Here is a 25,471-nt window from a genome sequence, read left to right as displayed (position 1 = left end):
GAAATACCTGATAAAAACTGTCCGTTTTTTTTCCACCTTTGTGAGCAATATGAACTACCCATTAAATAATATACCCGAAAGATCAGTAAAGCCAAGAAGTAAAGGCATTACAATGGTCATGGATAAAGGACTAAGCTTAAGGCAAACCGAAGATTTTATAGAGGTTGCCGGAGTACATACTGATATCGTAAAACTTGGCTGGGCAACCTCATTTGTTACCCCTAATCTAAAAGAAAAGCTGGCGATTTACAGAGAAGCAGGAATTCCTACCTATTTTGGAGGGACATTATTCGAAGCATTTGCCATCCGTAATCAGTTTGATGATTACCGGAGGGTGCTGGATCAGTTCAATATGGAGTATGCCGAAGTTTCTGATGGCTCTATTACCATTGAACACGACCTGAAATGTGAATTCATCAGGAAATTATCCACGCAGGTGACGGTAATTTCGGAAGTTGGATCTAAAGATGCAGCCAAGATTTTCGCTCCTTACAAATGGATCAAATTGATGAATGCGGAAATTGAAGCCGGTTCATGGAAAGTAATTGCCGAAGCCCGTGAAGGCGGAAATGTAGGTATTTACAGGGGTTCAGGAGAAGTGAGAGAGGGATTGGTAGACGAGATTTTAACACAAATTCCTGAAGAAACCATCATCTGGGAAGCACCTCAAAAGGAACAACAGGTTTGGTTCATCAAGCTTTTAGGCGCAAATGTAAACCTTGGAAATATCGCTCCTGCGGAAACAATTCCTTTGGAAACCATCCGTCTGGGTTTAAGAGGTGATACTTTTGATCATTTTTTAAATTTGGATAAATTGTAATCGTACATTTATACAAATGAAGAAATACGGCTTAATTGGTTACCCTTTATCACATTCCTTTTCAAAGAAACACTTTACAGAGAAATTCGTACAGGAGCATATTGACAATTGTGAATATGAGCTGTATCCGATAGACCATATTGAACTTTTTCCTGAGCTGATCTCTTCTGATGAGGAGATCTGCGGGATAAACGTCACTATTCCCTATAAAGTAAGTGTGTTGGCTTATGTAAAAGACCTCGATGATGCTGCGGCAAAAATCGGAGCAGTCAATTGCATTGACATCCGCAGAGAAAACGGAAAAGCAATATTCAAAGGATACAATACCGATGCTTATGGATTCGAAGAATCTTTGAAGCCTTTCCTGAAAGAACACCATACCAAAGCCCTGATATTCGGGGACGGAGGTGCTGCGAAAGCCATCAAATATGTGTTGAATAAGCTGGGGATTTCTTTTTTGATCGTGACGAGGAAGCCTTCAGACAGCAGTATTTTGTATGAAGAGGTAACCGAAGAAATCCTGAAGGAACATACCCTGTTGGTGAATACAACCCCATTGGGCATGTCGCCAAATTCAGATACTTATCCGGAAATTCCTTATGAGTTTGTGTCGGAACGGCACCTTGCCTATGATCTGGTATACAATCCTGAAGTGACAAAATTTCTGGCCCTGGCCAGTGCCCGTGGTGCAGCCATTAAAAATGGATTAGAAATGTTATATCTTCAGGCAGAACGTTCCTGGTATATTTGGAATTCTTAAATATGAAAAAATACCTTCCAGTCTGCCTTTTTGCCGTATTACTGGCCTTCTCTGCTTGTAATAACAATAACTATGCACCAAAGCCAAGAGGGTATTTTCACATTGACTTTCCAAAAAAAGCCTATCAGCATTACGATGGGGGATGTGCATTTTCTTTCGATTATCCGGTCTATGCGAATTTAAATCCAGACAGCAGCAAAGACACTCAGCCTTGCTGGAATAACCTTTCCTTCCCTCAGTTTAACGCGCGGCTGCACCTGACCTATTACGATGTCTCCTCAAAAAAGGAGTATGAAGGGCTGGTGGAAGATGCGAGAACCTTTGCCTTTAAACATACGGTGAAGGCCAATGCGATTGATCAGAAACTGATCAATTACCCGGAGAAGAAAGTATATGGGATCTATTATGCCATAGAAGGGAATACAGCTTCCTCGGTACAGTTTTTTTTGACAGATAGTGTGAAGCATTATTTTCGTGGTGCTTTGTATTTTAATGAACGGCCGCAATACGATTCGATTCAGCCGGTGGTCACTTTTATAAAGAAGGACATTGACCGAATGATCAATACCTTCAAATGGAAAAATTAATACCTTTTAATATTTAAATTTTATGATCAGTATTCAGCAGTTTGCCTTTAATCCATACCGTGAAAATACCTATGTGTTATTCGATGAAACATTGGAATGTGTGATTATAGACCCTGGAATGTACGATGCTGAGGAGCAAAATGAATTGGTTCGCTTCATCAAAGAAAACAAGCTGAAGCCGGTGTTGCTTTTAAATACCCATTGTCATATTGACCATGTGCTGGGCAATAAGTTTGTTTTTGACAACTGGAGCCTGAAACCTCAGTTTCATCCCGGCGAGCTGCAAATTCTGCAAGCTGTTCCCGGATATGCACCTCAGATGGGTTTCCATTATGAGCTTTCTCCGGAGCCGGAAGTCTTCCTGGGAGAGAGTGGGACGGTTAAATTCGGTCATAGTCAGCTGGAACTGATCTTTGCACCTGGTCATTCCCCCGCCCATTTGTGTTTCTATGCTGCGGCAGATAATTTTCTGATCGGTGGAGATGTGCTTTTCTATACCAGTATCGGGCGTACAGACCTTCCTGGCGGAAATCATTCACAATTGATCAATAGCATAAGGAATAACTTGTTTATATTGCCTGATGATTGCACAGTTTATCCGGGACATGGTCAGTCTACGACCATCGGTTTCGAAAAACAACACAATCCTTTTTTACAGTCTTAATTACCTGAATAGATTTGAATACAGCCTTTTACATAGCCCGCAGGTATCTTTTTGCAAAGAAATCTACCAATGCGATTAACATCATCTCCGCAATTTCTGTGGTAGGGGTGTTTGTGGGAAGTGCTGCATTGATCATTATATTATCTGCATTTAACGGCCTGGAAGACCTGGTTTTGAAAATGTTCAATACCATGACCCCACAACTGGTGATTACGCCGGTAAAGGGAAAAACCTTTGAGCCCAATACGGTTTATTTTAACCAGTTGAAAAAGACGGAGGGCATTTATTCTTATGTAGAGGTCCTTTCTGAAAATGCATTGCTCCGGTACAACGATAAGCAGTCTGTAGGCTTGATCAAAGGGGTAAGCCCTGATTATTTAAAAAATAAAAGCCTGGACAGCACCATTATTGACGGTCATTTTGTATTGGATAAATCCGGCAACCATTTTGCGGTAATCGGTTCTGCCATTCAGAATTTTCTGATGGTCAATACCACAGATCCTTTTCTTCCTTTGCAGGTCTATTCTCCAAAAAAGGGGAGGTCAACCAGCTCCTTAAATCCGGGCGATGATTTTACCGTGCTCTCCATTCCTGTTTCAGGCGTTTTTGAAGTACAGCAGGATTTTGATAACGTGGCGATTGTACCCCTGGCATTTGCAAGGAAGTTATTGGAAGAGCCACAGAAAGTATCCTCCATAGAAATCCTTTTAAATAAGGATGTTGATGCGGATAAATTTAAATCCCGCATAGAAAAAGAAATCGGGGAGGGCTTCCGGGTGAAAGACCGGATTGAGCAAAATACCGCATTACACAACATCCTGGGGTCCGAAAAATGGGCCGTTTATATCATCCTGACTTTTGTTTTAATTATTGCTATCTTTAATATCATCGGTTCATTGACGATGCTGGTGATTGATAAATTGAAAGATATTGCCGTTCTGAGTAGTCTTGGGGCAGGTAAAAGCCTGATCAAAAGGATCTTTTTGCTGGAAGGGATGATGATCACCATGACAGGCTGTGTGTTGGGCCTGATCGTTGGACTGGTTTTCTGTCTGCTTCAACAGGAATTCGGCTTTGTCAAAATGGCACAAGACAATCCGATTCTAACCAATGGCTATCCAATTGGCTTAAAATGGATGGATTTTTTATTAGTATTTTTAACAGTAACGGTATTTTCTTTTATGGCATCAGCTTTGTCGTCTAATCTGAGCGTGAAGAAAATAGACCATTTAAATCAAGATCTCTAACATCATGAATATATCTATAAAACCATTGCCCCTGTTGATTTTACTGGCTGTTGTCATCGTAGCCTGTAATACCAAACCTGTATCTGTTGAAAAACGTACAAGCCGGGTAATTAAGGGGCTATATACCTATGGTCCTGAGATGAAATCTTTTACCGATTGCGAAGAGGGGAACGAATACTGGGTGGCCGATAGTGCCAAGACCCTGGAACTCGCTTACAGCAATTTCAATTTTGAAAAACCTTACGAGCCGGTATATATCGAAGTAGAATGCCATGTGATCAAGTCCGACAGCCTGATGGTGTCTGCCGATTTTGATTCTACCCTGGTGGTGACGAAATTATTGAAGATCACTAAAGAAATTCCTGACGGGCCTTGTAATTAAGGCCTTTAAGGGATCAGATAGAGGTCTTTTTGGATCGGCTGGATCAGTCCTTTCTCCTGCGCCATTGTAAACAACACATCGATTGCTTTCCTGCCTTCCGGGCCCAGGTCAATGGAATATTTGTTGACATAGAGCTCAATGTGCTTATACATGACCTCTTCGCTCATTTCCTGGGAATGTTGTTTGATGAACTCAATTCCTGATTTCGGATTGGCAAAAGCATATTCCACCGACTTACGCAAGATCCTGTTCACTTTTTCTTTCGTTTCCTGGTCCAGGTTCCTGTTGATCACAATCCCGCCCAGAGGGATGGCACATCCGGTAAGTTGTTCCCAATAATTGCCAAGGTCCATCACCTTGTGCAGTCCTTTGTCCATATAGGTAAAGCGGTTTTCATGGATGATCAGGCCAAGGTCAATCCGGTTGTCTAATACCGCCTGTTCAATCTCTGAGAAAACCATTTCCTGCTTTTCTGTTAAATGGGGGAAGGCAATCCCCAGCAGAAAGTTCGCAGTCGTATATTTTCCCGGGATCCCAACCCTTAAATCTTTATTCAGGTTGTCCGGGTGATTGGCCAGGTATTCGTTTTTGGAAATTAATAAAGGTCCGACACCGAAGCCTAATGCACTCCCGGCATCCAGCAATGCATATTGTTCATATACGTAAGCAAAAGCATGGAAGCTTAATTTGGTAATGTCGAGTTCTCCTTTGATGGCCTTTTGATTGAGGGTTTCCACATCGTCAAATGATACATTGAAATCTAATCCTTCGGTATCGATTTTATGATGAATAAGGGCATCAAAGATAAAGGTATCATTCGGGCAGGGGGAAAATCCAAGGCTTAAGGTCATTTTTCTCTATTTTGTCGGTTTCAAATGTACGGACTATCCAAAATGACTTGGTTAGCTGTTTGTCAAAAATCCAATGGCCCATTCATTTAGATTTTTAATGGCCAGGCCAATTTTCCAGCTGTCTTTATTCCGCGGTTCTACATAGTTCGAGATGCTGCGGATCTGCAGACATGGAATTCCTTCTTTTTCACAGCTGTAAAGTACGGCCGCGCCTTCCATGCTTTCGGTAATGGGGTTAAGTCTTTTTTTGATCTCGTTAATGCTTTGCAAGGTTCCGTGAACGGTATTTACAGTGATGCCTTTTACTTTCCTCAATTCGGACAAAGCGGAGTGCAGCAGGTTGTTGTGCGCCTGATGGCTGCTCTTTCCAAAACCCAGCTCTTCGATGGTCAGAAATGCACCTTTATTTTCAGCACCAAGTTCAGAAAGCTCGTCTGTGGTCACGTTCAGGACCGTGCCAAGGGGAATACCGGGGTCAAAGCTACCTGCAATCCCCAGGTTCAGGACAAGATTGTAGCGGTCGGACAGGTGTTTGCCCAGGGCAAAGGCCGTTGCGGTCATTCCTACCCCGGTAACGAGGATGTCGAACTTTTCTGTTTGCATGAATTCGGCTTCCGCCAATTGAAAATGTTCCGTTAATATGGATATTTCTGCACTTGTTGCCGCTACTAAAAGTATCTTCATAAAGTCTAAGTTAGATATTAAACCTTTCTACTTTAAGCTTTCTGCGTATATTTGTCAACAATATAACAGAGAATGATATACATAACCAGAAAAGCATCATTTAACGCTGCGCATAAATTGTCAAGACCTGATTGGTCTGAAGATAAAAACACAGAAGTTTACGGAAAATGTGCCAATCCAAATTGGCATGGACACAACTATCAGTTGTATGTGACTGTAAAAGGGGAAATCAACCCTGAAACAGGATTTCTTGTAGACCTGAAGTGGTTGAAAGACGTGACCAATACTTATGTAGTAGATAAAATTGACCACAGAAACCTGAATCTTGATGTTGACTTCATGAAAGGTAAACTGGCCTCAACAGAAAATTTAGCGATTGCCATATGGGATGAATTGCTGCCCTTTATCGAAGAGTCGGGTGCAAAACTTCATTGCATAAAAATTTACGAAACTGAAAACAACTTTGTTGAGTACTTCGGTTAATAACCTTTAGACATGAATAATAATCATACAGATCATCTAGATGAAACAGAGAACGGCTACATCAAAATAGACCGTTATAACGAAGGTAAGATTGCTTCCGTAGCCAATCATTATTCTGATATCTTAACTCAGCTGGGTGAAGATCCTTCCCGTGAGGGTTTGATCAAAACGCCTGAGCGCGTGGCTAAGGCATTACAATACCTTACCCATGGTTACGATCTTGATCCGGCAGCGATCCTTAAAGGAGCGATGTTTAAAGAAGATTACAGCCAAATGGTTGTGGTGAAGGATATCGAGGTTTTCTCGATGTGCGAGCACCATATGCTGCCATTTTTTGGCAAGGCACATGTGGCCTATATTCCAAACGGTCATATCGTTGGACTGAGCAAAATCCCGAGAATTGTAGATGCCTTCGCCCGTCGTTTGCAGGTACAGGAACGTTTAACAAATGAAATCAGAGATTGTATCCAGGAAACTTTAAACCCTGCAGGAGTAGCCGTTGTGATTGAGTGTAAGCACTTATGCATGGCCATGCGCGGAATTCAGAAGCAAAATTCGGTAACGACGACCTCTGCTTTTACGGGAGAATTTGCGAAAGATAAAACTAGGGCAGAGTTTTTGAGGTTAATCACTGCCAACTTACACTAACCAATTACACTAAGCATAAAAATGAAAGCATATATATTTCCAGGACAAGGCGCTCAGTTTTCGGGCATGGGTAAAGAATTGTACGAAAATGAAGTCGCTAAAGAACTGTTTGAAAAAGCAAATGAGATCATTGGTTTCCGCATCAGTGACATCATGTTCTCCGGAACTGATGAGGAGCTGAAAGAAACCAAGGTAACTCAACCGGCTATTTTTCTTCATTCAGTGATCCTGGCCAAAACATTAGGTGATAACTTTAAGCCGGATATGGTGGCAGGTCACTCTTTGGGAGAATTCTCTGCATTGGTAGCAACATCGGCTTTATCTTTCGAGGATGGTTTAAGACTGGTGATTGCCAGAGCGAATGCCATGCAGAAAGCCTGCGAATTGCAGCCCTCTACAATGGCGGCCATTTTAGGCCTGGCGGATGAGGTGGTAGAACAAATTTGTGCAGAGATTGACGAAGTTGTTGTGGCGGCTAACTATAACTGTCCGGGACAAATTGTGATCTCCGGAAGCATTGAAGGAGTAGACATCGCTTGTCAGAAATTAACAGAGGCCGGAGCAAAACGCGCCTTGAAGCTAAATGTAGGTGGCGCTTTCCATTCTCCGTTAATGGAGCCTGCAAGAGTAGAACTACAGGAAGCGATTGAAAATGTAACGGTTCTTTCTCCGGTATGCCCGATCTATCAGAATGTAGATCCGACTCCGAATACAGAGCCGGCCAAAATAAAAGCCAACCTGATTACACAGTTAACAGGAGCGGTGAAATGGACACAAACGATAGAACGCATGATTGCTGATGGTGCTGCTGAGTTTGTTGAAGTTGGTCCCGGAAATGTCTTACAAGGCCTTGTAAAAAAGGTGAACAGGGCAATTCCAACCAGTTCTGCAACTACTTCCGCAACTACTCCAGCTTAATATTAACGTGAGCATCGCGGGTAAAATCAGATTTTTATTATTGATACTGGGGGCCTGCTGTATTGGTACGGCCCTATCTTTAAAAAACACGATCAGTAAGAAAGACTTACTTACCCACGAAGCCGCTGAACTTCAGGAGAACCTGCACCAAAAGGAAGACATCGTTTATGATTTTCTTTCAGATCCACAGCGGATTGAGCAGGCCAAACAGTTCCACCTGAACGAAAAATACGGACTTGATTTTATCAATTTCTACCGGAACATCGGGATTAACCTGCTGACCTATGAGAACTCCGAACTAAAGTTCTGGAGTTCTTTTACGGCATTCCCCACCGGCCTGGATGGGATTAAAGAAGGTTCTTCTTTTTTGCAACTCCCCAATGGCTGGTATGAGGTGATCCGGAAAACAAAGGGGAATTATGCACTGGTATTTCTGATAGAGGTCAAAAGCCAATACGGGATTCAGAACCAGTTTCTCAGCAATGACATTTCTCCATACCTGTTGCCTTCCAACTCTTTATCCCTTGCTTCTTTTACCGATACAGAGGTCTATGGCATTAATAAGTTTGACGGAAGCTTATTGTTTGAGGTAAAGCTGAAACAGGGTTACTCTAAAAGTATTTATGCCGCGATTGAGGTTTGGCTTTGGGCGATAGGGATCTTTAGTTTTTGTTTATTCTTCAATTCTTTCTGCGTATGGCTGGCGAAAAGGGGGAGCCTGATTCCGGCGACCTTCCTTCTGGCGCTGTTTTTTGTCACCATCAGGGTAACCGATCTGGAGTACGGCTGGTTTAACCATCAGTTTAACCTGTTGATTTTCAGTCCGACCATTTACGGGGAGAGTTTTCTTTTACCCTCCCTGGGCGATTTCCTGCTCAATGTGATTGCGCTGACCTGGCTGATTTATTTTGTCTATAAACATAGGGATCAGTACGAGTTGCCTTCCTGGCTGATCAGGAGTAAACCGGCGGGATTGCTGCTTTATCTTGTTTTGCTGGTCATCTTTGGCTTAATGGCTTTTGTGAGCGATCAGATCTTTCTGGGGCTCATTATCAACTCTAAGATCAATTTTGACATTACCAATATCATCAATCTGGGCTGGATCAGCTGGATCAGTATTGTGATCCTGTGCCTGGTCTGGTTTAACATCTACCTGATCATCATTATCTTTCTGGAGCAAACCAGGCCATTGAATGTGACCAATAAAGAGCGTTTGATCCTGTTTTTAATGGTTTTTGCTGGTTACCTGATCTACAGGCTGGCCACGACATTCAACGTTTTTTTTATCGTATATGCCTTCTTTATTTTTATCGTCGGATGGAATGTATACGTAAAGAACAACCGGTTTTCCATCGGGGTATTTACGGCGATCTTCTTTTGTCTGGCTTTTATGTCTTCCCTGAAATACCTGAAATTTATCGATTCGAAGGAGAAAATTAAGCGGTATACCATTGCTCAGAAGCTGGAATCTACAGATGATCCGAAAATCATCAGTTCTATTGAAAGCCTTGAAGTTGGCATTTATACGGATAGTTTTGTGGCCGATTATTTCAAGCAACCCGCATTGAGGAGGTCTGATATTTTACAAAGGCACATCAATAAACAGTTTCTTGGAGGCTATCTCTCTAAGTTTGAATACAATCTTTACGAATACAATAACCTGGACTCTTCGATCAATGGGCAGGGGGTGCCTTTGAGCTATTATAAAAAACTCGTGCAGTCTGGCTCGGTAAAAGCTTCGGAATCTAATTTCTTTTACCGCCTGAACGATACCTTCGGGTATCAGAATTATTTTGGCATTATCCCTATTTTTCAGGACAACCACATTTTGGGCACACTGGTGATTGAGCTTAAATCCCAGCAATACAATTACAACAGTCAGCTTCCGGATATCCTTATCGACCGTAAGAATAAAAGTGAAGAGGATTACAGCAATTATTCCTTTGCTTTTTACAATTATGGCAGACTGGCCAATCAATCCGGGAAATATACCTACAAGCTTTCCGGATCAGAGTTCCGCGCAGAGCCTAAAAAGCCTCAGATCATCACAGACAGCCTCGGATATACGCATCTGGTGTATATGCCACTCGCTTCTAAAATGATCGTGGTGAGCAAGGAAAAGGTCTCTTACGTGGTCCGTTTAGCGACCCTGTCTTTCTTCTTTCTGGTTTTTATCATTTTTTCTGTCACCTTATACTCCCTGATCTGGGTGTTGAGGAATATTGATGAGAGTTGGGGAGGCTGGTTTAACATCAACCGTTCCCTGATGATCAATGCGAACAAGATTCTGTACAAAACCAGGATTCAGTTTTCCATTGTCCTTTCCGTAGTCGCAACACTATTGATTGTGGGCTGGACTACCTATTTCTACATCAGGGATGAATACCGCCGGCAGCAGGAGGACTTTATTCAGGAGAAAATAAGAAAAGTGCAGCTTTCCTATGAGAAAAGTATTTTTAATTCGGGTGTGCCAAAGATGAGTGATGAGTCTATCCGTGATTTCAATCAGTTTGCAGATATCAATGCCGCCTATTTAAACCTCTTTGACGTGCAGGGAAATCTGCTGTATACTTCTTTACCCAGGATCTATGATTTTGGGATTATAGGGCGTAAAATGGGGGCCGACGCTTACATTTACCTGAGCCAGATGCAGCGGTCGGAGTATATTGACCCTAATGAGCGCATCGGTGATTTTACGTATTCCTCTGCCTATGCACCGATCCGGAATTCAATGAATGAGACGGTTGCTTATATAGGATTGCCTTATTATGCAAATGAAGCCGATTATCAACGTAAAATAGGGCTATATATCAATACCCTGATCAACATTTATGCCCTGGTGTTTGTGGCGATCGGAATTCTGGCGGTATTCCTGGCCAATCAGATTACGAGCCCGCTTACTTTCATTCAGGACAGCATCAGAAAGACGAAACTGGGACAGAAAAACCAGCCAATTCAATGGTCAAGACATGATGAGATCGGTTCTTTGATCAAGGAGTACAATAAGATGATTGCCGCGCTGGAAGAAAGCGCGAGTAAGCTTGCCCGTTCGGAGCGGGAGATTGCCTGGCGGGAAATGGCGAAACAGGTGGCACATGAGATCAAAAATCCTTTAACCCCGTTAAAGCTTGGGGTGCAATTGCTCGAGAAGTCCTGGAAAGAACAGGACCCTAATTTTGAGAAGAAATTTGAACGTTTTAATAAGTCATTTATTGAGCAGATCGATAGCCTTGCATCCATTGCTTCTGAGTTCTCCAATTTTGCAAAGATGCCGGATACGAAACTGGAAAAGCTCATCCTGCTTCCAATTATTCAACAGGCGAGGGATGTTTTTACCAATACCCAAAATGTAGAGATTTATATCTTTAACCATACCATGCTGGAAGTGACGGTGCTTGGGGATAAAGACCAGCTGCTGCGGACCTTTAATAATCTGCTTAAGAATGCCATTGAGGCCGCGGATCCGGAATCCAGGTGCGTGATTAAGATCAACCTGATGAACGATGAGGAAAACGTATTTGTGGAGGTAGAGGATAATGGTAAGGGGATTGATCCTGATCAGCAGGATAAAATATTTGTTCCTAATTTTACCACTAAATCGTCGGGAACAGGCCTGGGGCTTGCGTTTGTGAAACAGGCTGTGGAAAATGCCGGGGGTACGGTATCCTTTAAATCTTTTGCGGAGATAGGAACTACTTTTTACCTGAGCTTCCCTTTATCTTAAGGAAATCGTGGCTCTTCCCATAGTGAAGCCATCAGCGTATAAAATAATGGAGTAAATGCCTTTAATAAAAGGGTTTGGATTTACCCAGTCCATGGTATAGGAGGTATTGTCGTCATTATAAGAGATGGAAGTAGAAGAGCTGTATTGCATCTGCTCCCCATCTGCTTCAAACATGTTCTCTCCATCGGCGATCAGGTTGCCTGCAGGATCAAACACGCGTAAATAAACCTTATGGTAATCTTTTTGTGCAAGCTGATTTGAAACGATCGTGAAGGATACGCTCAGCTTCTTAGCGGTACCGGCACGGGTCACCTCGACATTCTTGCCGCTGTTTTTAACTTTATAAGCGATCACCTGTACATTTCCGGCCTTCAGCGCAGCACCGGTTTTAACTTTTTCTTTTAATGCGGTGTTTTTTTTCTCCAGGTCCTGGGCTTTCTGATTGGCAGTGTAGGCAAATTCCTTTAAGCTGTCTCTTTCGGTCCTGAGTGAAGTGTTTTCCTTCTCCAGGCGGATGATTTCGTCACTATAGTTCTTTACAAATTCACGGAGTTCTTTGACTTCTTTTTGTGCCACCAGAAGGTCGCCCTGCGTAAGTTTTCCATTTTGAAGGGCAAGCTTCAATTCCGCAATTTTCGCTCTTGCGAGTTTTTGCTCTTCCTGAAGCTTTTCAGTTAAGGTGAGGTTTACCGCATTTACTTTATCAAGTTCTGCTTCAATTTTTTCTACTTCAAGTTTTAACCTGTCCTTTTCGGTATTCACCGTCACAAAGCGTTGACTTTGATGTCTGTCTTTAAAGTACAGGTAAGCATTTGTGCCAAGGAGTGCAAGAATAACCACAATCAGGAAATAAATCTTATTGCGGTCTCCCTTATTCACCATCTCATTCTGGTCTGACATTTCTTAAATTCTTCTCTAAATGTGTTTAAAACGCGAACATAGTATAAAAATATAGGAAATAGCAAAAAAAAAGCCCTATTTGTATGAGACCTTAAAAAAAATCGTTTACTTGCTAGGGTCTCAGCTATTAGTGTATACTGATGACCACAAATGAAACTTATTTAAATAAAGCACAAACTACATAAGATGTTTAAAACCACTATCTATGCGCTATTATCCCTAATCCTAATAACTCCTACGATCCTTTACGCTCAGAGTACATCAAAAATTGCTCCAAAAAGAGAGTTTCGCGGGGTCTGGGTAGCGACTGTAGCGAATATTGACTGGCCGTCCAAACCCGGGCTGAGTGCGGACCAGCAAAAACAGGAACTGATCGGTATTCTTGAACTGCATAAAGCAAATGGAATGAACGCCATTTTGTTACAGGTAAGGCCTGCAGCAGATGCTATTTATGCGAAATCAAGGGAGCCCTGGAGCCAATGGCTGATGGGGAGACAGGGAATATCCCCGGGACCGGGTTATGATCCTTTAGCATTTGCAATTAAAGAAGCCCATCAGCGGGGAATGGAATTACATGCCTGGTTTAACCCTTATCGTGCAACGATGAGTGTGAATACTGTGGTAAGTCCTGACCATATGACGAGAAAACGCCCCGATTGGTTTTTCACTTACGGAGGCAAGAAACAGTTTGATCCGGGAATTCCTGAAGTAAGGGAGTATATCGTTCAGGTGATTCTGGATGTAGTAAAAGGATATGATGTGGATGGAATTCATTTTGACGATTACTTCTACCCTTATAAGATCGCAGGCCAGCGGATCAATGACGATGCTACGTTCAGCAAATATTCAAATGGTTTTACCGACATCAACGACTGGAGAAGGAATAACGTCGATTTATTGATCAAACAACTGGACGATAGCATTCATCACCATAAGAAATATGTGAAATTTGGAATCAGTCCTTTTGGGATCTGGAAAAACGACAATGAGGATAGCCAGGGTTCTGCAACCAGAGGACTTTCCAATTACCATGAGCTTTTTGCAGATTCCAGAAAATGGGTAAAAGAAGGATGGGTAGATTATATCAACCCACAGATTTATTTCAGCTTTACGCGTAAGGTTGCTCCTTTTGGCACGCTGGTAGACTGGTGGGGGAACAATGCCTACGGAAGGCATCTTTACATCGGACAGGGTGCTTATCTGATGAATCAGCGGGGAGAAGCTGCATGGCGGTTGCCAAATCAGATCCCTTCACAGATCAGGTATATCCGGGAAAATAACCGGGTTCAGGGAAGTGTGTTTTTTAGTTCAAAATCATTTTCCACGGTGGCCCGCGCTGCCGGAGACTCATTGAGACACGATTTATACCGGTATCCGGCCCTTCCGCCTCAAATGCCATGGCTGGATGATGTGGTGCCCAATAAGCCACAGCAGCTCAGTGCAGAATCTAAAAATGATGGTGTTCACCTGAAATGGGAAAAGCCTTTTGTAGCCAGCGACGGGGAGACTGCATCCGGCTATGTGGTTTACCGTTTTAATGAAGGGGAAAAAATTGATATTCTGGATGCAAAGAATATTCTAAAGATCAGTTTTGAAGATTTCACTTTCTTTTTAGATACAACAACGGAGAAAGGAAAAAGATATAACTACCTCGTAACGGCATTGGACCGTTTGAAAAACGAGAGTGATCCCAGTGGCCCTGTCGGGATTCAGACGAAGGAGCTGGCAAGCCAGGAATAATACGTTGGCATCTAAATAAAAAACGGCCTGATGAGCTTACTCATCAGGCCGTTTTTGTATTAAGGAGGTCCTTTTTTATTTTTGCGGAACCAATACAAAACGAATGTAATTCTCTTCGTTCAGGTATTTTTCTGCTGTTGCTTTAGTGCTTTCTACAGTTACCTTTTCAATCATTTGTTTTTCCTGTAAAAATAAGCCCAGGTCTTCGCCGTTTTTCAGGCGGCTGCTGATGTAGTTTAACCAGTAGTCGTTGTTTCTAAGGCTCAGTTCCATCTGACGTTGTTCTTCAGATTTAAACTTTTTAATGTCATCGGCTGTTGCTCCGCTGCCTTTAATTTTCTCTACTTCATCTAAGGCTGCTGCAATCAGTTTTTCTACGTTTGCTGTTGCACAGCTGAAGGAGATGGTGAAATAATAATGTGCTTTAGGGAGTTTGTTTATACTCAGGCCAACATTTGGGCTGTAGACACCACTTTCTTTCTCACGCAGGCGTTCCAGGATTTTGATTTCCAGGGCTGCTTTAAGGGCATCCAGCTGTACATTGTTTTCCGGAGTATAATCATAATCGCCATGCAGGTATAATTCTACTGCGGCTTTATCTTCCAGTCCTTTGTATACTGTTTTGCTGATTTTTCCTACCGGAGGATTAACTCCGTTGTCTACAAAATTCTGTTTTTTATTGGCCGTAGGCAGGCTGGCGATATAGGTTTCGATGAGTGGCTTTAGCTTGTCGACTTCAAAATTACCAACGAAGACAAAGGTTTGTTCACCAAGATCAGCGAAGCGGTCTTTATAGAAAGTGAAGGCTTTGTCCAGGGAGATCTTGTCCAGATCAGCCAGGGTAGTTGGCATTCCGCGTTTATTGTAGGATGCGAGTACCGCTTGTACGGTATCGGCAAATACGCTGGAAGGGTTTGCATTTTTGTTGGCCAGGACGACTTTGTAATCGCTGATGTTTTTGTTAAAGATGTCTGCATCTTTTCTTGGGTTGGTTGCATAAGCATAAACCAATTGGAAGGCTGTTTCCAGATCTTTTGGAGCAGCACTGCCACTGAAACCCTGATACAGTTCACTTACATAAGAACCCGCACTTCCGGTATTTCCGGCAAGCAGCTTGTTGAGTTGTGAAGGATTAAATTCTCCAACGCCACTCTGGCTGATCAAACTCACCATTTCTGCAGACTGATAATCATCATTTCCGGCCAAAGAAGTACCTCCTTTAGAGAAAGAGCTGAAAATAATTTGATCATTTTTGAAATCAGTAGGCTTTAATATTACTTTTATTCCGTTGCTCAGCGTCAATTCGGTGGCGCCTATGACCTCAACTTTCTTTTCAGCAAGGATTTTACCAGCGGTAGGTTTTTTCTCTAAGAGCGGCTTATTTACAGAATTGTCTACATAAGCGGTTACGCCATTACCTGCATTTTGTAAAGCAGCGAGTAATTGCGCGTCTGTAGGAAGTGTTGCTTTGTCTTTTTCCGGAGCCTGAACCACGATGATGCGGTTTTCTTTCGTGATCAGTGTTTTTGCAAGGGCATTTACTTCCGCCAGTGTAATTTGCGATAAGGTTTTGTTCGTCAATTCATAAGCATACTCGGTAGATGCGATGCTGCTTCCCTCGAGGAAGTTGTTCAGGTATTTCTGTACGAAGCTGGAAGATGGTGTTTTATCTTTTTCTTTCAGACGTTGCTCATTACCGGCAGCGATATTTTTCTTTACGACATCCAGTTCCGATTGCAGGAATCCGAATTTACTCATGCGTTCGTTCTCCGCAAGTCCTGCGGTCAGTGCTTTTTCCAATGTCGCACCAGTGCTTGAAACCACCGTGGTCTGGAAGGCATTGATGTTAGAGACTAAACCGCCCTGATAAGGACCAAAACTAGTTTGGGCAAAGAGGAAAGGGGCATTTCCCTTTTGAAGAATTTCCTGGAACCTTGCGCTCAACATGCTGTTGATCATGGAATATGCCAGGCTTTTTCTGAAATCCGCTGTTGTTTTAGTAACCCCGCCACGTTGTTTGTAGATCACCATAGCCACATTGTAAGGTTGCTCAGGGTCAGTAATGACTTTTACCAATGGCTCCTTATTGTCGGGAAGGTCATAGGCCAGACGTGGTCTTGGATTTGCCGGATTTGTGAGTTCAGAGAAATTCTTTTTAATCAATTGTTCTACTTCATTGACATCAAAATCACCCACAGCAATGACTGCCTGAAGGTTTGGTCTGTACCAGTCTTTGTAGAAGTCCCTGATTTTGTCGTGCTTAAATGTTTTAAGCAGGTCTATTTTACCAATTGGTATGCGGTTTTCGTAGCGGGAACCTTTCAATAACAGGGGTAGCAATTGCTTGCTCATCCTTTCCTGTGCATTTTTTCCACGCTGACGGTCTTCTTCGATGATGACGCCACGTTCTTTGTCAATTTCTTCACCTTCCATGATGATTTTTCCTGCCCAGTTGGCCAGGATTTTGAATCCGGATTTGAATACCTCTGTGCTGTCCGTAGGGATAGGCAATTGGTAAACCGTCTGGTTGAAACCGGTATAGGCATTCAGGTCTGCCCCGAAACGAACCCCCGCTCTTTGCAGGTAATTGATCATTTCGTTCTTTGGAAAATCTTTGGAACCATTAAAGGCCATGTGTTCTGTGAAATGCGCCAGTCCCTGCTGGTCGTCATTCTCCATTAAGGAACCGATGCGGGTAGCCAGGTAAAGTTCCGCTCTTTTTTTAGGCTCGGTGTTTTTTCTGATGTAATAAGTCAGGCCGTTGGGAAGCTTTCCGATTTTTACGTTAGGGTCATTCGGAATGACATTGCCGTCATTTTTTTGAACGGTTGTTGTTTTTTTTGCGGCAACAGGCTTTTTTTGCGCATAACCCGGACTGTAAACAGCCAGTTGAGCAACAAGTCCTATGGCCAGAATGTGAAGATTCTTTTTCATTGGTAATTGTTTGTTTTTTTATGTTTAAGAAGCGATGGCGATTCCCTCTAATGTGGTGCACGAGCCACATCAGCAGATTGCCGCTAGGATAGGTAGCTAATAAGTTTTGCTAAATTAAGAAACTATTTACATTTTGTTTAATAATTAACGAGGACAAATATGCAAAGAATCAGCAGTTATGATCCTTAATGAAATGTTAATAAATGTTAATGAACCTTAATAATTAAGGAGTTACACTTTTATAATGATTTTCTTGATATACATCACCCAGAGAATCAAAAGCCAGAACAGGATAAAAGTAACCGCCCATGCCAGAGAGGCATTGATGGGGGAGAAGCTGGCTGTAAAACCGGAATATAACCAGGCCTGAAGATCAATCTGGCTTCCGTCAGGCTGATTTAATTTGATCATGTGCAGGATGCGCGGGATTAAGCCGGAAAGGAAAAATACGGTAATGGCATTGACGCCATAAACGACAAAGGGTTTGGTAAAGCGGTTGTATTTCTGGATGTCGATGATCCAGTAGCACAGCGCAAGAATGACAGTTGCCAGGCCACCGGTATACAATACAAATGAGCTTGTCCAGAGTTGTTTATTGATGGGGAACTGTAAGTCCCAGATGAGTCCAAGGGCAATGGCAAGGCATCCCACAGAAAATAACCAGGCTATTTTGGTCGGGGCATCGAGGTCTTTACGTTTCAGGTAAACGCCAGCAAGGACTCCAAATAAGCCCGTCGCAATTGCCGGAATGGTGCTCAGTAATCCTTCCGGGTCCCATGTTTTTGAAGATTTCCAGAGGTGTGCTTCTGTGAGCAGGCCACGGTCTATCCATGCGCCTAAATTTGTTTCTTTTTCCAGGTTTGCATAGCCCACACCAGGGACAGGGATAAAGGTCATGATGGCCCAGTACCCGGCCAGGAGAATGATCATGATCCTAAAGATGTTTTTTTCGGAGTTCTTCAGAAAGATAATGGAAGAGATCAGGAAAACAATCGCTATGCGTTGTAAGACACCCGGGATGCGAACATGCTGAAAGGCAGCTATGGGGTCGGTAAATACTTTTGGGAATAAGGAAAGGAACAGGCCTAATGCAAACAAGGTCACTGCTCTTTTTATGGCTTTAAAAATTGTCTTTTGATGTGTTGCCGGATCTGTTTTTTTGCTGCCCATGGCATAAGCGATGGAAACCCCCACGATAAAAAGGAAAAAGGGGAAGATCAGGTCGGTTGGTGTACAGCCATTCCAGTTGGCGTGTTCCAGAGGTGCATAAATATTTCCCCAGTCTCCGGGATTGTTCACCAGGATCATGGCTGCAACGGTGGCGCCTCTGAAAAAATCCAGAGACAGTAATCTGGCAGGGGCATCCTGCAGGTTTGGAGAAGAGGTCATATGAGGGGTTTTAAAACAAAAAAGCCGCTACTTTTTGAACAGTAGCGGCTATAAATATAATTTAAAACTTGTAACGAACAAAGGCTTCCATCGCCTCGTATTCAGCTAATCCCAGGTTGTCATAAGCCTGGGCAGTTTCTCTGTTTCTGTCTTCAGCCCTTTCCCAGAATTCCCTTGCATCATCACCAGGGAATACGGCGCGGTCTTTTTGCGACTGGTGTTTGAAGATCGCGAATTTCTTGCGTTCTACTTCCTGCGGACTCAATGGAACTGCCATTTCGATCTCATAGGTCTCAAACTCCAACCATGCACCACGGTATAACCACAACCAGCAATCTTTAACCCAGCTTTCTGTTTTTGCCAGTCTTTGCAAAGCAGCTAAGATGATGTTAAAACATACGATGTGTGTGCCATGCGGATCTTCAAAATCTCCTGCAGCAAATACCTGCTCCGGTTTGATTTTTTGTAAAAGCTCCATGGTCAGCTCGATATCTTTCTCCGTTACTGGATTTTTCTGATTTTTACCGCTTTCATAGAAAGGAAGTGCCATGAAGTGGATATGGTCATCTTCTAATCCGCAATACCTTGCACCTGCAATTGCTTCTCCTTTTCTGATCAGTCCTTTTACAGATTGGATCTCCGGAGTATCTACCTGGTTAGGTTGTTTCTTTTCGATGAACTTACGCATGTCCTGGTACAGGTCTTTCATTCCCTGCTGACCCATTCCCATTTTTTCAGAGAAGTCGATGTTGAATTCTACGAAACGAAGTGCATCATCATCCCAAACTGCGGTATTTCCGGAAGTTTGGTAAGCCACATGTACATCATGTTTCTGATCTACCAGGCGGATAAAAGTACCACCCATAGAAATCACATCGTCATCAGGGTGTGGAGAGAAGAGTACCACGCGTTTTTTAGCAGGTTCCGCACGCTCAGGTCTTTGAGAATCATCTGCGTTTGGTTTACCTCCCGGCCATCCGGTGATGGTATGTTGTAATTTATTGAAAATATGAATGTTGATGTTGTATACCGGTCCTTTTTCAACAGCCAGCTGAGCCATGCCATTGTTATTGAAGTCGTCTTCAGTAAGTTTAAGGATTGGTTTGCTTAGCGTGTTTGCCAGCCAGATTACTGCTTTTCTGGTCAGGACATCATCCCATATACAGTCTTTTACCAACCATGGTGTATCAAAACGGGTCAGTTGAGAAGCTGCATCCTGATCCAGAATAAATTCTACATGATCAGATAGCTGTAAGTAAGTAGCCGGAACTTCACTTGAGATTTCTCCTTCTACTGCTTTTTTAATGATGGAGGCTTTCTTCTTGTTCCATGCCATCAGGATGATTTCACGGGCTTTGAAGATGGTACCGATACCCATGGTAATTGCTTTTGTCGGAACAAAAGATTTACCACCGAAATCTCTGGCCGCATCTCTTCTGGTCAGGTCGTCCAGGGTTACTAAACGGGTTCCTGAATTTGGTGCTGATCCCGGCTCATTGAAACCAATGTGACCGGTACGACCGATACCCAGAATCTGAATGTCTAATCCGCCTACTTCAGTAATTTTCTTTTCGTAGTTCAGACAGAAAGCAGGAATATCTTCCAGTTTTAATGTTCCATCAGGGATGTTCACATTGTTTTTGTCAATATCGATATGATCAAATAAATGATCATTCATGAAAGATACATAGCTCTGTGCAGCATCTGGCTGCATAGGGTAGTACTCGTCGAGATTGAACGTGATTACGTTTTTAAAGCTCAAACCTTCTTCCTTATGCATTCTAACTAATTCCGCGTACACCGCTATTGGTGTAGCTCCGGTAGCTAGGCCTAAGACAGCCTTGGAATTGTTCTTTTGTTTTTCTTTAATAAGGTCCCCGATGCGGTGAGCAACACTTAAAGATGCTGCTTTAGGATTTTCAAAGACAGAAACGGGCAGTTTTTCAAAGCGCGTTTCTTCCAGAAGATTTAATCTTGCCATTTAATTGTTCTTAAATTTTGTACGGAGCAGTAAATATAGTGACTCTATTGACTTAATCAAAGTTTTTTAACCCGAAGCGGTTTTTTGTTTAAAATCGATAATTTGAAGAGGTATTTTTTGTGAATTTGGTAGTTTTTGTGCCGGTTTCATTTAATTTTTTACGAAATCGCTCTGCTTTCCTGTTTTTTGTTGCGGATGACCATTGATTTTCGCTATTTGCAAATAAACTTGTTTTCGGTCAGGGCCCTGGAAATCTCCTGTCAGGATTGTTTACTTTTGTGTATAGTGTTAAGCCCATCAATTGCGGATATGAATTCAAACTGGAAGAAAATATTTCAAATACTGGAAAAGCAGGAACGCCTGATCATTGGATTAATGTCGGGAACCTCATTAGACGGACTGGACATTGCGCTTTGCGCCATCCGGGGCAGCGGAGCGGAAACGAAGGTAAGGGTATTGGAATTTAGTACCATTCCGTACGAAAATGCTTTAAAAGCGGAAGTGAAATCTATTTTTTCCAGGAGGGATGCTGATTTGCAAATGGTCTGTCTAATGAATGAAAAGATTGGATTGCTTCATGCAGCGCTGATTTTGGAAGCACTGAAATCCTGGGGGAGAAAGGCTGAAGAGGTGGATGTCATTGCGAGTCATGGGCAAACGATTTTCCATGCTCCGGCCTCATTACATGGTTTTCCGGTTTATCCGAACGCAACGCTTCAAATCGGGGATGGAGATCATATTGCGGTTAAGACCGGAATCATCACCATTAGTGACTTCAGGCAAAAACACATCGCTGCGGGTGGAGAGGGAGCCCCTTTGGCCGTTTATGGTGATTATTTGTTGTTCTCCAAAAAAGGGGAAGACCGCATTATGCTAAATGTCGGGGGGATTGCCAATTTCACCTATTTGCCGGCAGATAACGATGCTTCTAAGGTCTTCTCTACCGATGTGGGGCCAGGCAATACCTTGATGGACCAGTTTATTCAAAAAAATTACGAAGGCCTGTATTTCGACGAAAATGCAGCAATAGCGAGTGCAGGGAAAGTCAATGGAGATTTGCTGGCCGCGCTGATGCAGGCTGAGTTTCTAAGGGCTGATTTTCCAAAAACAACAGGCCCTGAGCTTTTCAATCTCCCTTATCTGGAGGAAGCTCAGGAAAGATCCGGAACGAAAGCACTGCAGAATGAAGACATTCTGGCAACCTTATGCCGTTTTTCTGCAACAGTGATTGTGGCTGCGGTAGAGAAATGTTTTGGTAAAGATGAAACACCTTCGATATTCATGAGTGGTGGCGGAATGCACAATCCTTTATTGGTAGCGGCATTGAAGAAGGGCTTACCAAATGCTTCATTTTATACCACAGATGACCTCGACATAAATCCGGATGCAAAAGAGGCTGTGTTGTTCGCCGTTCTGGCAAATGAAACACTTGTGGGTGAGAAGACTAACTTCGGAAACAGGGAGGGGGTGCCTTCCATTACGATGGGGAAAATCTGTCTGCCGGAATAGTTTTTTGAGGTAACATATTTGGGTACTTGTTTAAATAAGAGGCGTAAAAGCTATATTTATATAAACTAAACCAAATTTTATGAAAAAACTTTACGTTTTTGGTTTCTCCAGAAAACTGTTGGCTTTCTGGTTACCCATTTTTCTAATCCTGTTTAGCCAGGTTGCCAATGCGCAGAACAAGCGATACATTTTAACCGGCAAAGTTACAGAAGGGCCTTCGGGTCAGGGGATTCCCGGAGTTGTGGTCAAGATCCAGAATACAAAATTCGCGGCTGCAACAAATGGAGATGGGAAATTTAGCCTGTCTGCAGATCTTCCCGCAGGAACCTATCAGGTTGGATTTTCTTCCATAGGTTACCGTTCACAACAAAAAAGCATCACCTTCGGGGAAAAAACGGAGCTTGTGGTCAATGGAGAGCTGGCTACAGACAACATTGGGCTCGACGAGGTGATTGTAACCGGAACTTCACAGGGAACGACGAGGAAGCAGATGGGAAGTTATGTCAGTACGGTGAAAGGTGATGATCTGAACAAAGCGCCCAGTGGAAATGTACTTTCTTCTTTGCAGGGGAAGACCGCAGGAGCACAGATTAGTCAGAATTCCGGAGATCCTGCAGGGGGAATGTCGGTGAGGTTGCGTGGGGTAAGTTCCATCAACTCTTCTTCAGAGCCATTGTACATCATTGATGGTGTGATTGTGAACAATTCGACGACCCGTGTGACGAATACTTCTGCAAATTACGATGGTGGTAACAATTCCGGAAGTGCTGTAGGACAAAACGGAAATTTTGTGGGCAGTATCGGTCAGAACAGGATGGTTGATATCAATCCCAATGATATTGAGCGGATTGAGGTTTTAAATGGGGCAGCGGCAGCGGCCATTTACGGCTCCAGAGCAAATTCCGGAGTGGTGCAGATTTTTACCAAGCGGGGTAAGAGTGGTACTCCGGTATTGAGTTTTTCTTCCAGCATCACCTCCAGTAAATTACGTAAACAGATAGAAGTTAATCAGTCGCCAACTAAGTTTGGTGGTTCTGTGGACGCTGCTACTCAGGATGTGATCCAATTGGTGGGTGATCCTCCGGCTTTGGCAACAGACAAAACGAATGTCACAAGGTATAACTATCAGGATTATATTTTTCAGTCTGCATTGGGTACCGATAATACGGTTTCCTTATCAGGAGGAAATGACAACACTAAGTTTTACACTTCCGCAGGCTATTTCTCTAACCAGGGGATCATAAAGAATACCAATTTTAAGCGGTATAATTTCCGGGCAAATGTAGATCAGAAGATTTCTGACTGGGCGAAATTAACGGTAGGGTTTAACTATGTGCACAGTGATGCAGACGAGAAGCCGGATGGGAATTCCTTTTTCTCTCCAATGAACTCGGTTACGATTATCGGGAACTTTCATGATCTTTTTACCAGAGATGTTTTTGGAAATCTTAAAGCTGTTGGTGAGCGGGGCAGGGTAAATCCTGTGTCTGTGATTGAAGACATCAAACAACGACAATTCACCAACCGCATTATGGCGAATACAGGATTGAAGCTGACTCCGGTAAAAAATCTGACCATTGATTATACGATGGGTGTTGACAATACCATTCAGAACGGAACGACGCTCATTCCACCTTTTGCCTATAATGTGAGTACAGGGTTTTATGGCGGAGGAGCAGCGCAGACGCCGGCATTGAATGGTTATGCCAGTGCCGCAAACGCGACCACCACGATGTTTAACAACGAATTGAACTTTACTTATGATTCCAGGATTACTGAAGGTCTATTATCTACGACGCAGCTTGGAGGATCCTTTCAATACCAAAAAGACCTGTATTCTTTACTGAATGGCCGCGGTTTGGCTCCTTTTATTGAAACAGTGAATGCAGCGAGTACTGTTCTTCCCAATGCCGACCGCAGGTCGGAATTTACCATTATGGGGGCTTATTTACAGCAAAATTTTAAATATAGAGACCATTTGTTCGTAACCGGGGCGTTGAGAGTAGATCAGTCTTCTGTATTTGGGGTAAAACATAGAACACAGGAATATCTGAAAGCGAATGTAAGTTATGTGCTTTCCTCGGCAGATTACTGGAAAGACCTTGGTGTATCAAAATGGTGGACTGCCTTTAAGGTAAGGGCTGCCTATGGAGAGTCAGGTAATCTAACCGGAATTGGTGCATATGATCGTTTTAACGAATATGCTTCCAATCCATTATTGCAGCAAGGTGCTTTTGTATCCAGCGCGACTCTGGCTAATGAAAATGTAAAACCTGAGCGCCAGCGGGAATTGGAAATTGGAACAGATATGGCTTTTTTCAATAATCGTTTAGGGTTGACCTTCAACTGGTACAACAAGAAAGTGAAAGACCTGCTGATCCCGGTGGTGATTTCGCCTACCATTGGTTATTCCAGCTTATTGGATAACAATGGGGCCTTAGAGAACAAAGGGGTAGAGCTGATGCTGACCGGTATGCCTGTTTCCGGAGAAGATTTTAAATGGAATACCACTTTTATCTTCAACAGGAATAGAAATAAGGCAGTGGGCACAGGTGGGTTGAGGCTGATTTCTACCAATCCCGGAGCGCCTGTTGCCATTATTGACGGACAACCCATCGGTGTTTTTTATGGTACTTTCTTCGCGAGGAATGCAGATGGAAGTCTGTTGACAAATGCTGCGGGGATTCCTCAGCTGGAGGCTGGAATTCAGAATTCAGCGACCAGTTATACCCCTCAGCGGGATGCCAATGGAATGCCTACAGGAACTACTTTGCGCAAAGTGATCGGTAATCCGAATCCGGATTATACATTATCGTTCGTGAATGATTTTACCTATAAAAAGCTAAGCCTTCATGTTCAGCTGGATGCTGTTCGCGGTTCCGATGTCTGGAATGCGGATTGGCGGACCCGTCAGGGAGTTGGAAGCGGTAAGGTTGCTGAGCAGGAGCAAATGGGATTATTGCCAAGGGGCTATGTTGCCGGTGTATATGCAACTGAAGAATGGCGGATAGACAATGGTTCTTTTGTTAAGTTAAGGGAAGTTGCCCTGAGTTATAATGTGGGTAAGCTGAAGTTCATTAACGACTTGACCATTAATCTGAGCGGAAGAAACCTTGTTTCCTGGGATAAATATAAAGGGTATGATCCGGAGTTAAATTCCGGAGGACAGTCGACGATCCTTCGTAACATTGACTTTGGTTCGGTACCGATCCCACGCAGTTTTACCTTAGGTGTACAGGTTAAGTTTTAA

General features: G+C 43.0%; 19 protein-coding genes. 13 read left to right on the top strand and 6 right to left on the bottom strand.

Going from position 1 to position 25,471, the window contains the following annotated elements:
- The first annotated feature begins 49 nt into the window (after positions 1–49).
- From DBR43_RS24680 to DBR43_RS24655, 6 genes are read left to right on the top strand one after another with little or no spacing between them, the layout of a single operon-like run.
- The gene (locus DBR43_RS24680) at positions 50–820 is read left to right on the top strand and encodes a phosphosulfolactate synthase (protein ID WP_124585833.1); all 771 of its coding nucleotides are present in this window, start codon (positions 50–52) and stop codon (positions 818–820) included.
- Between the two features lie 16 nt (positions 821–836).
- Entirely contained in the window at positions 837–1,580 is a 744-nt protein-coding gene (locus DBR43_RS24675; protein WP_124585831.1) for a shikimate dehydrogenase family protein, read from the top strand.
- Between the two features lie 2 nt (positions 1,581–1,582).
- Complete coding sequence (gldD, locus tag DBR43_RS24670; RefSeq protein ID WP_124585828.1) at positions 1,583–2,167, top strand: gliding motility lipoprotein GldD; 585 nt, start codon at positions 1,583–1,585, stop codon at positions 2,165–2,167.
- Positions 2,168–2,189: 22 nt separating this feature from the next.
- Entirely contained in the window at positions 2,190–2,831 is a 642-nt protein-coding gene (locus DBR43_RS24665; RefSeq protein WP_124585827.1) for an MBL fold metallo-hydrolase, read from the top strand.
- Positions 2,832–2,845: 14 nt separating this feature from the next.
- Entirely contained in the window at positions 2,846–4,078 is a 1,233-nt protein-coding gene (locus DBR43_RS24660; protein WP_124585825.1) for an ABC transporter permease, read from the top strand.
- Positions 4,079–4,082: 4 nt separating this feature from the next.
- The gene (locus DBR43_RS24655; protein ID WP_074613033.1) at positions 4,083–4,460 is read left to right on the top strand and encodes a hypothetical protein; all 378 of its coding nucleotides are present in this window, start codon (positions 4,083–4,085) and stop codon (positions 4,458–4,460) included.
- A 5-nt stretch (positions 4,461–4,465) separates the two neighbouring features.
- On the opposite strand, the gene DBR43_RS24650 is transcribed toward DBR43_RS24655, so the two are convergent.
- Complete coding sequence (locus DBR43_RS24650; RefSeq protein ID WP_124585823.1) at positions 4,466–5,311, bottom strand: menaquinone biosynthesis family protein; 846 nt, start codon at positions 5,309–5,311, stop codon at positions 4,466–4,468.
- A 51-nt stretch (positions 5,312–5,362) separates the two neighbouring features.
- Positions 5,363–5,995 carry a futalosine hydrolase gene (gene mqnB, locus DBR43_RS24645; RefSeq protein ID WP_124585821.1) on the bottom strand — a complete coding sequence of 211 codons (633 nt, stop codon included), beginning with the start codon at positions 5,993–5,995 and terminating at the stop codon, positions 5,363–5,365.
- 72 nt (positions 5,996–6,067) lie between these two features.
- On the opposite strand from mqnB, the gene DBR43_RS24640 reads away from it, so the two are divergent.
- The 4 genes from DBR43_RS24640 to DBR43_RS24625 are packed head-to-tail and all read left to right on the top strand — an operon-like array spanning position 6,068 to position 11,768.
- Positions 6,068–6,478: a 6-pyruvoyl trahydropterin synthase family protein gene (locus tag DBR43_RS24640; protein WP_074613030.1), complete on the top strand. Its 411-nt coding sequence runs from the start codon at positions 6,068–6,070 to the stop codon at positions 6,476–6,478.
- A gap of 12 nt (positions 6,479–6,490) precedes the next feature.
- Positions 6,491–7,126, top strand: a complete 636-nt coding sequence (gene folE, locus DBR43_RS24635; RefSeq protein ID WP_124585819.1) for a GTP cyclohydrolase I FolE — start codon at positions 6,491–6,493, stop codon at positions 7,124–7,126.
- A 21-nt stretch (positions 7,127–7,147) separates the two neighbouring features.
- The gene (fabD, locus tag DBR43_RS24630; protein ID WP_124585817.1) at positions 7,148–8,044 is read left to right on the top strand and encodes an ACP S-malonyltransferase; all 897 of its coding nucleotides are present in this window, start codon (positions 7,148–7,150) and stop codon (positions 8,042–8,044) included.
- A 7-nt stretch (positions 8,045–8,051) separates the two neighbouring features.
- Positions 8,052–11,768, top strand: coding sequence for a sensor histidine kinase (locus DBR43_RS24625; RefSeq protein ID WP_233603195.1), 3,717 nt, complete (start codon positions 8,052–8,054; stop codon positions 11,766–11,768).
- Here the strand turns inward: DBR43_RS24625 and DBR43_RS24620 are convergent.
- Positions 11,760–12,668, bottom strand: coding sequence for a hypothetical protein (locus DBR43_RS24620; RefSeq protein ID WP_124585815.1), 909 nt, complete (start codon positions 12,666–12,668; stop codon positions 11,760–11,762). The genes DBR43_RS24625 and DBR43_RS24620 overlap by 9 nt on opposite strands.
- Before the next feature lie 186 nt (positions 12,669–12,854).
- Between DBR43_RS24620 and DBR43_RS24615 the strand changes: the two genes are divergently transcribed.
- Complete coding sequence (locus DBR43_RS24615) at positions 12,855–14,408, top strand: glycoside hydrolase family 10 protein (RefSeq protein WP_124585813.1); 1,554 nt, start codon at positions 12,855–12,857, stop codon at positions 14,406–14,408.
- Positions 14,409–14,483: 75 nt separating this feature from the next.
- Here the strand turns inward: DBR43_RS24615 and DBR43_RS24610 are convergent, their stop codons facing one another.
- The 3 genes from DBR43_RS24610 to nagB all read right to left on the bottom strand — a co-directional run bounded on the left by DBR43_RS24610 (position 14,484) and on the right by nagB (position 20,712).
- Positions 14,484–17,342 carry a M16 family metallopeptidase gene (locus DBR43_RS24610; protein ID WP_124585811.1) on the bottom strand — a complete coding sequence of 953 codons (2,859 nt, stop codon included), beginning with the start codon at positions 17,340–17,342 and terminating at the stop codon, positions 14,484–14,486.
- 231 nt (positions 17,343–17,573) lie between these two features.
- Entirely contained in the window at positions 17,574–18,731 is a 1,158-nt protein-coding gene (locus DBR43_RS24605) for an acyltransferase family protein (protein WP_124585809.1), read from the bottom strand.
- A 61-nt stretch (positions 18,732–18,792) separates the two neighbouring features.
- Positions 18,793–20,712, bottom strand: coding sequence for a glucosamine-6-phosphate deaminase (nagB, locus tag DBR43_RS24600; protein WP_124585807.1), 1,920 nt, complete (start codon positions 20,710–20,712; stop codon positions 18,793–18,795).
- Between the two features lie 309 nt (positions 20,713–21,021).
- On the opposite strand from nagB, the gene DBR43_RS24595 reads away from it, so the two are divergent.
- A complete protein-coding gene (locus tag DBR43_RS24595) occupies positions 21,022–22,221 on the top strand; it encodes an anhydro-N-acetylmuramic acid kinase (RefSeq protein WP_124585805.1) in 1,200 nt (399 codons plus the stop codon).
- Positions 22,222–22,300: 79 nt separating this feature from the next.
- On the top strand, positions 22,301–25,471 hold the full coding sequence (locus DBR43_RS24590; RefSeq protein WP_124585803.1) for a SusC/RagA family TonB-linked outer membrane protein: 3,171 nt from the start codon (positions 22,301–22,303) through the stop codon (positions 25,469–25,471).

This window comes from Pedobacter sp. KBW06, from assembly GCF_003852525.1.
GTDB lineage: Bacteria > Bacteroidota > Bacteroidia > Sphingobacteriales > Sphingobacteriaceae > Pedobacter.
The sequence above is the reverse complement of the archived record's forward strand: the minus strand, read 5'-3'. Positions and strand labels throughout refer to the sequence as shown.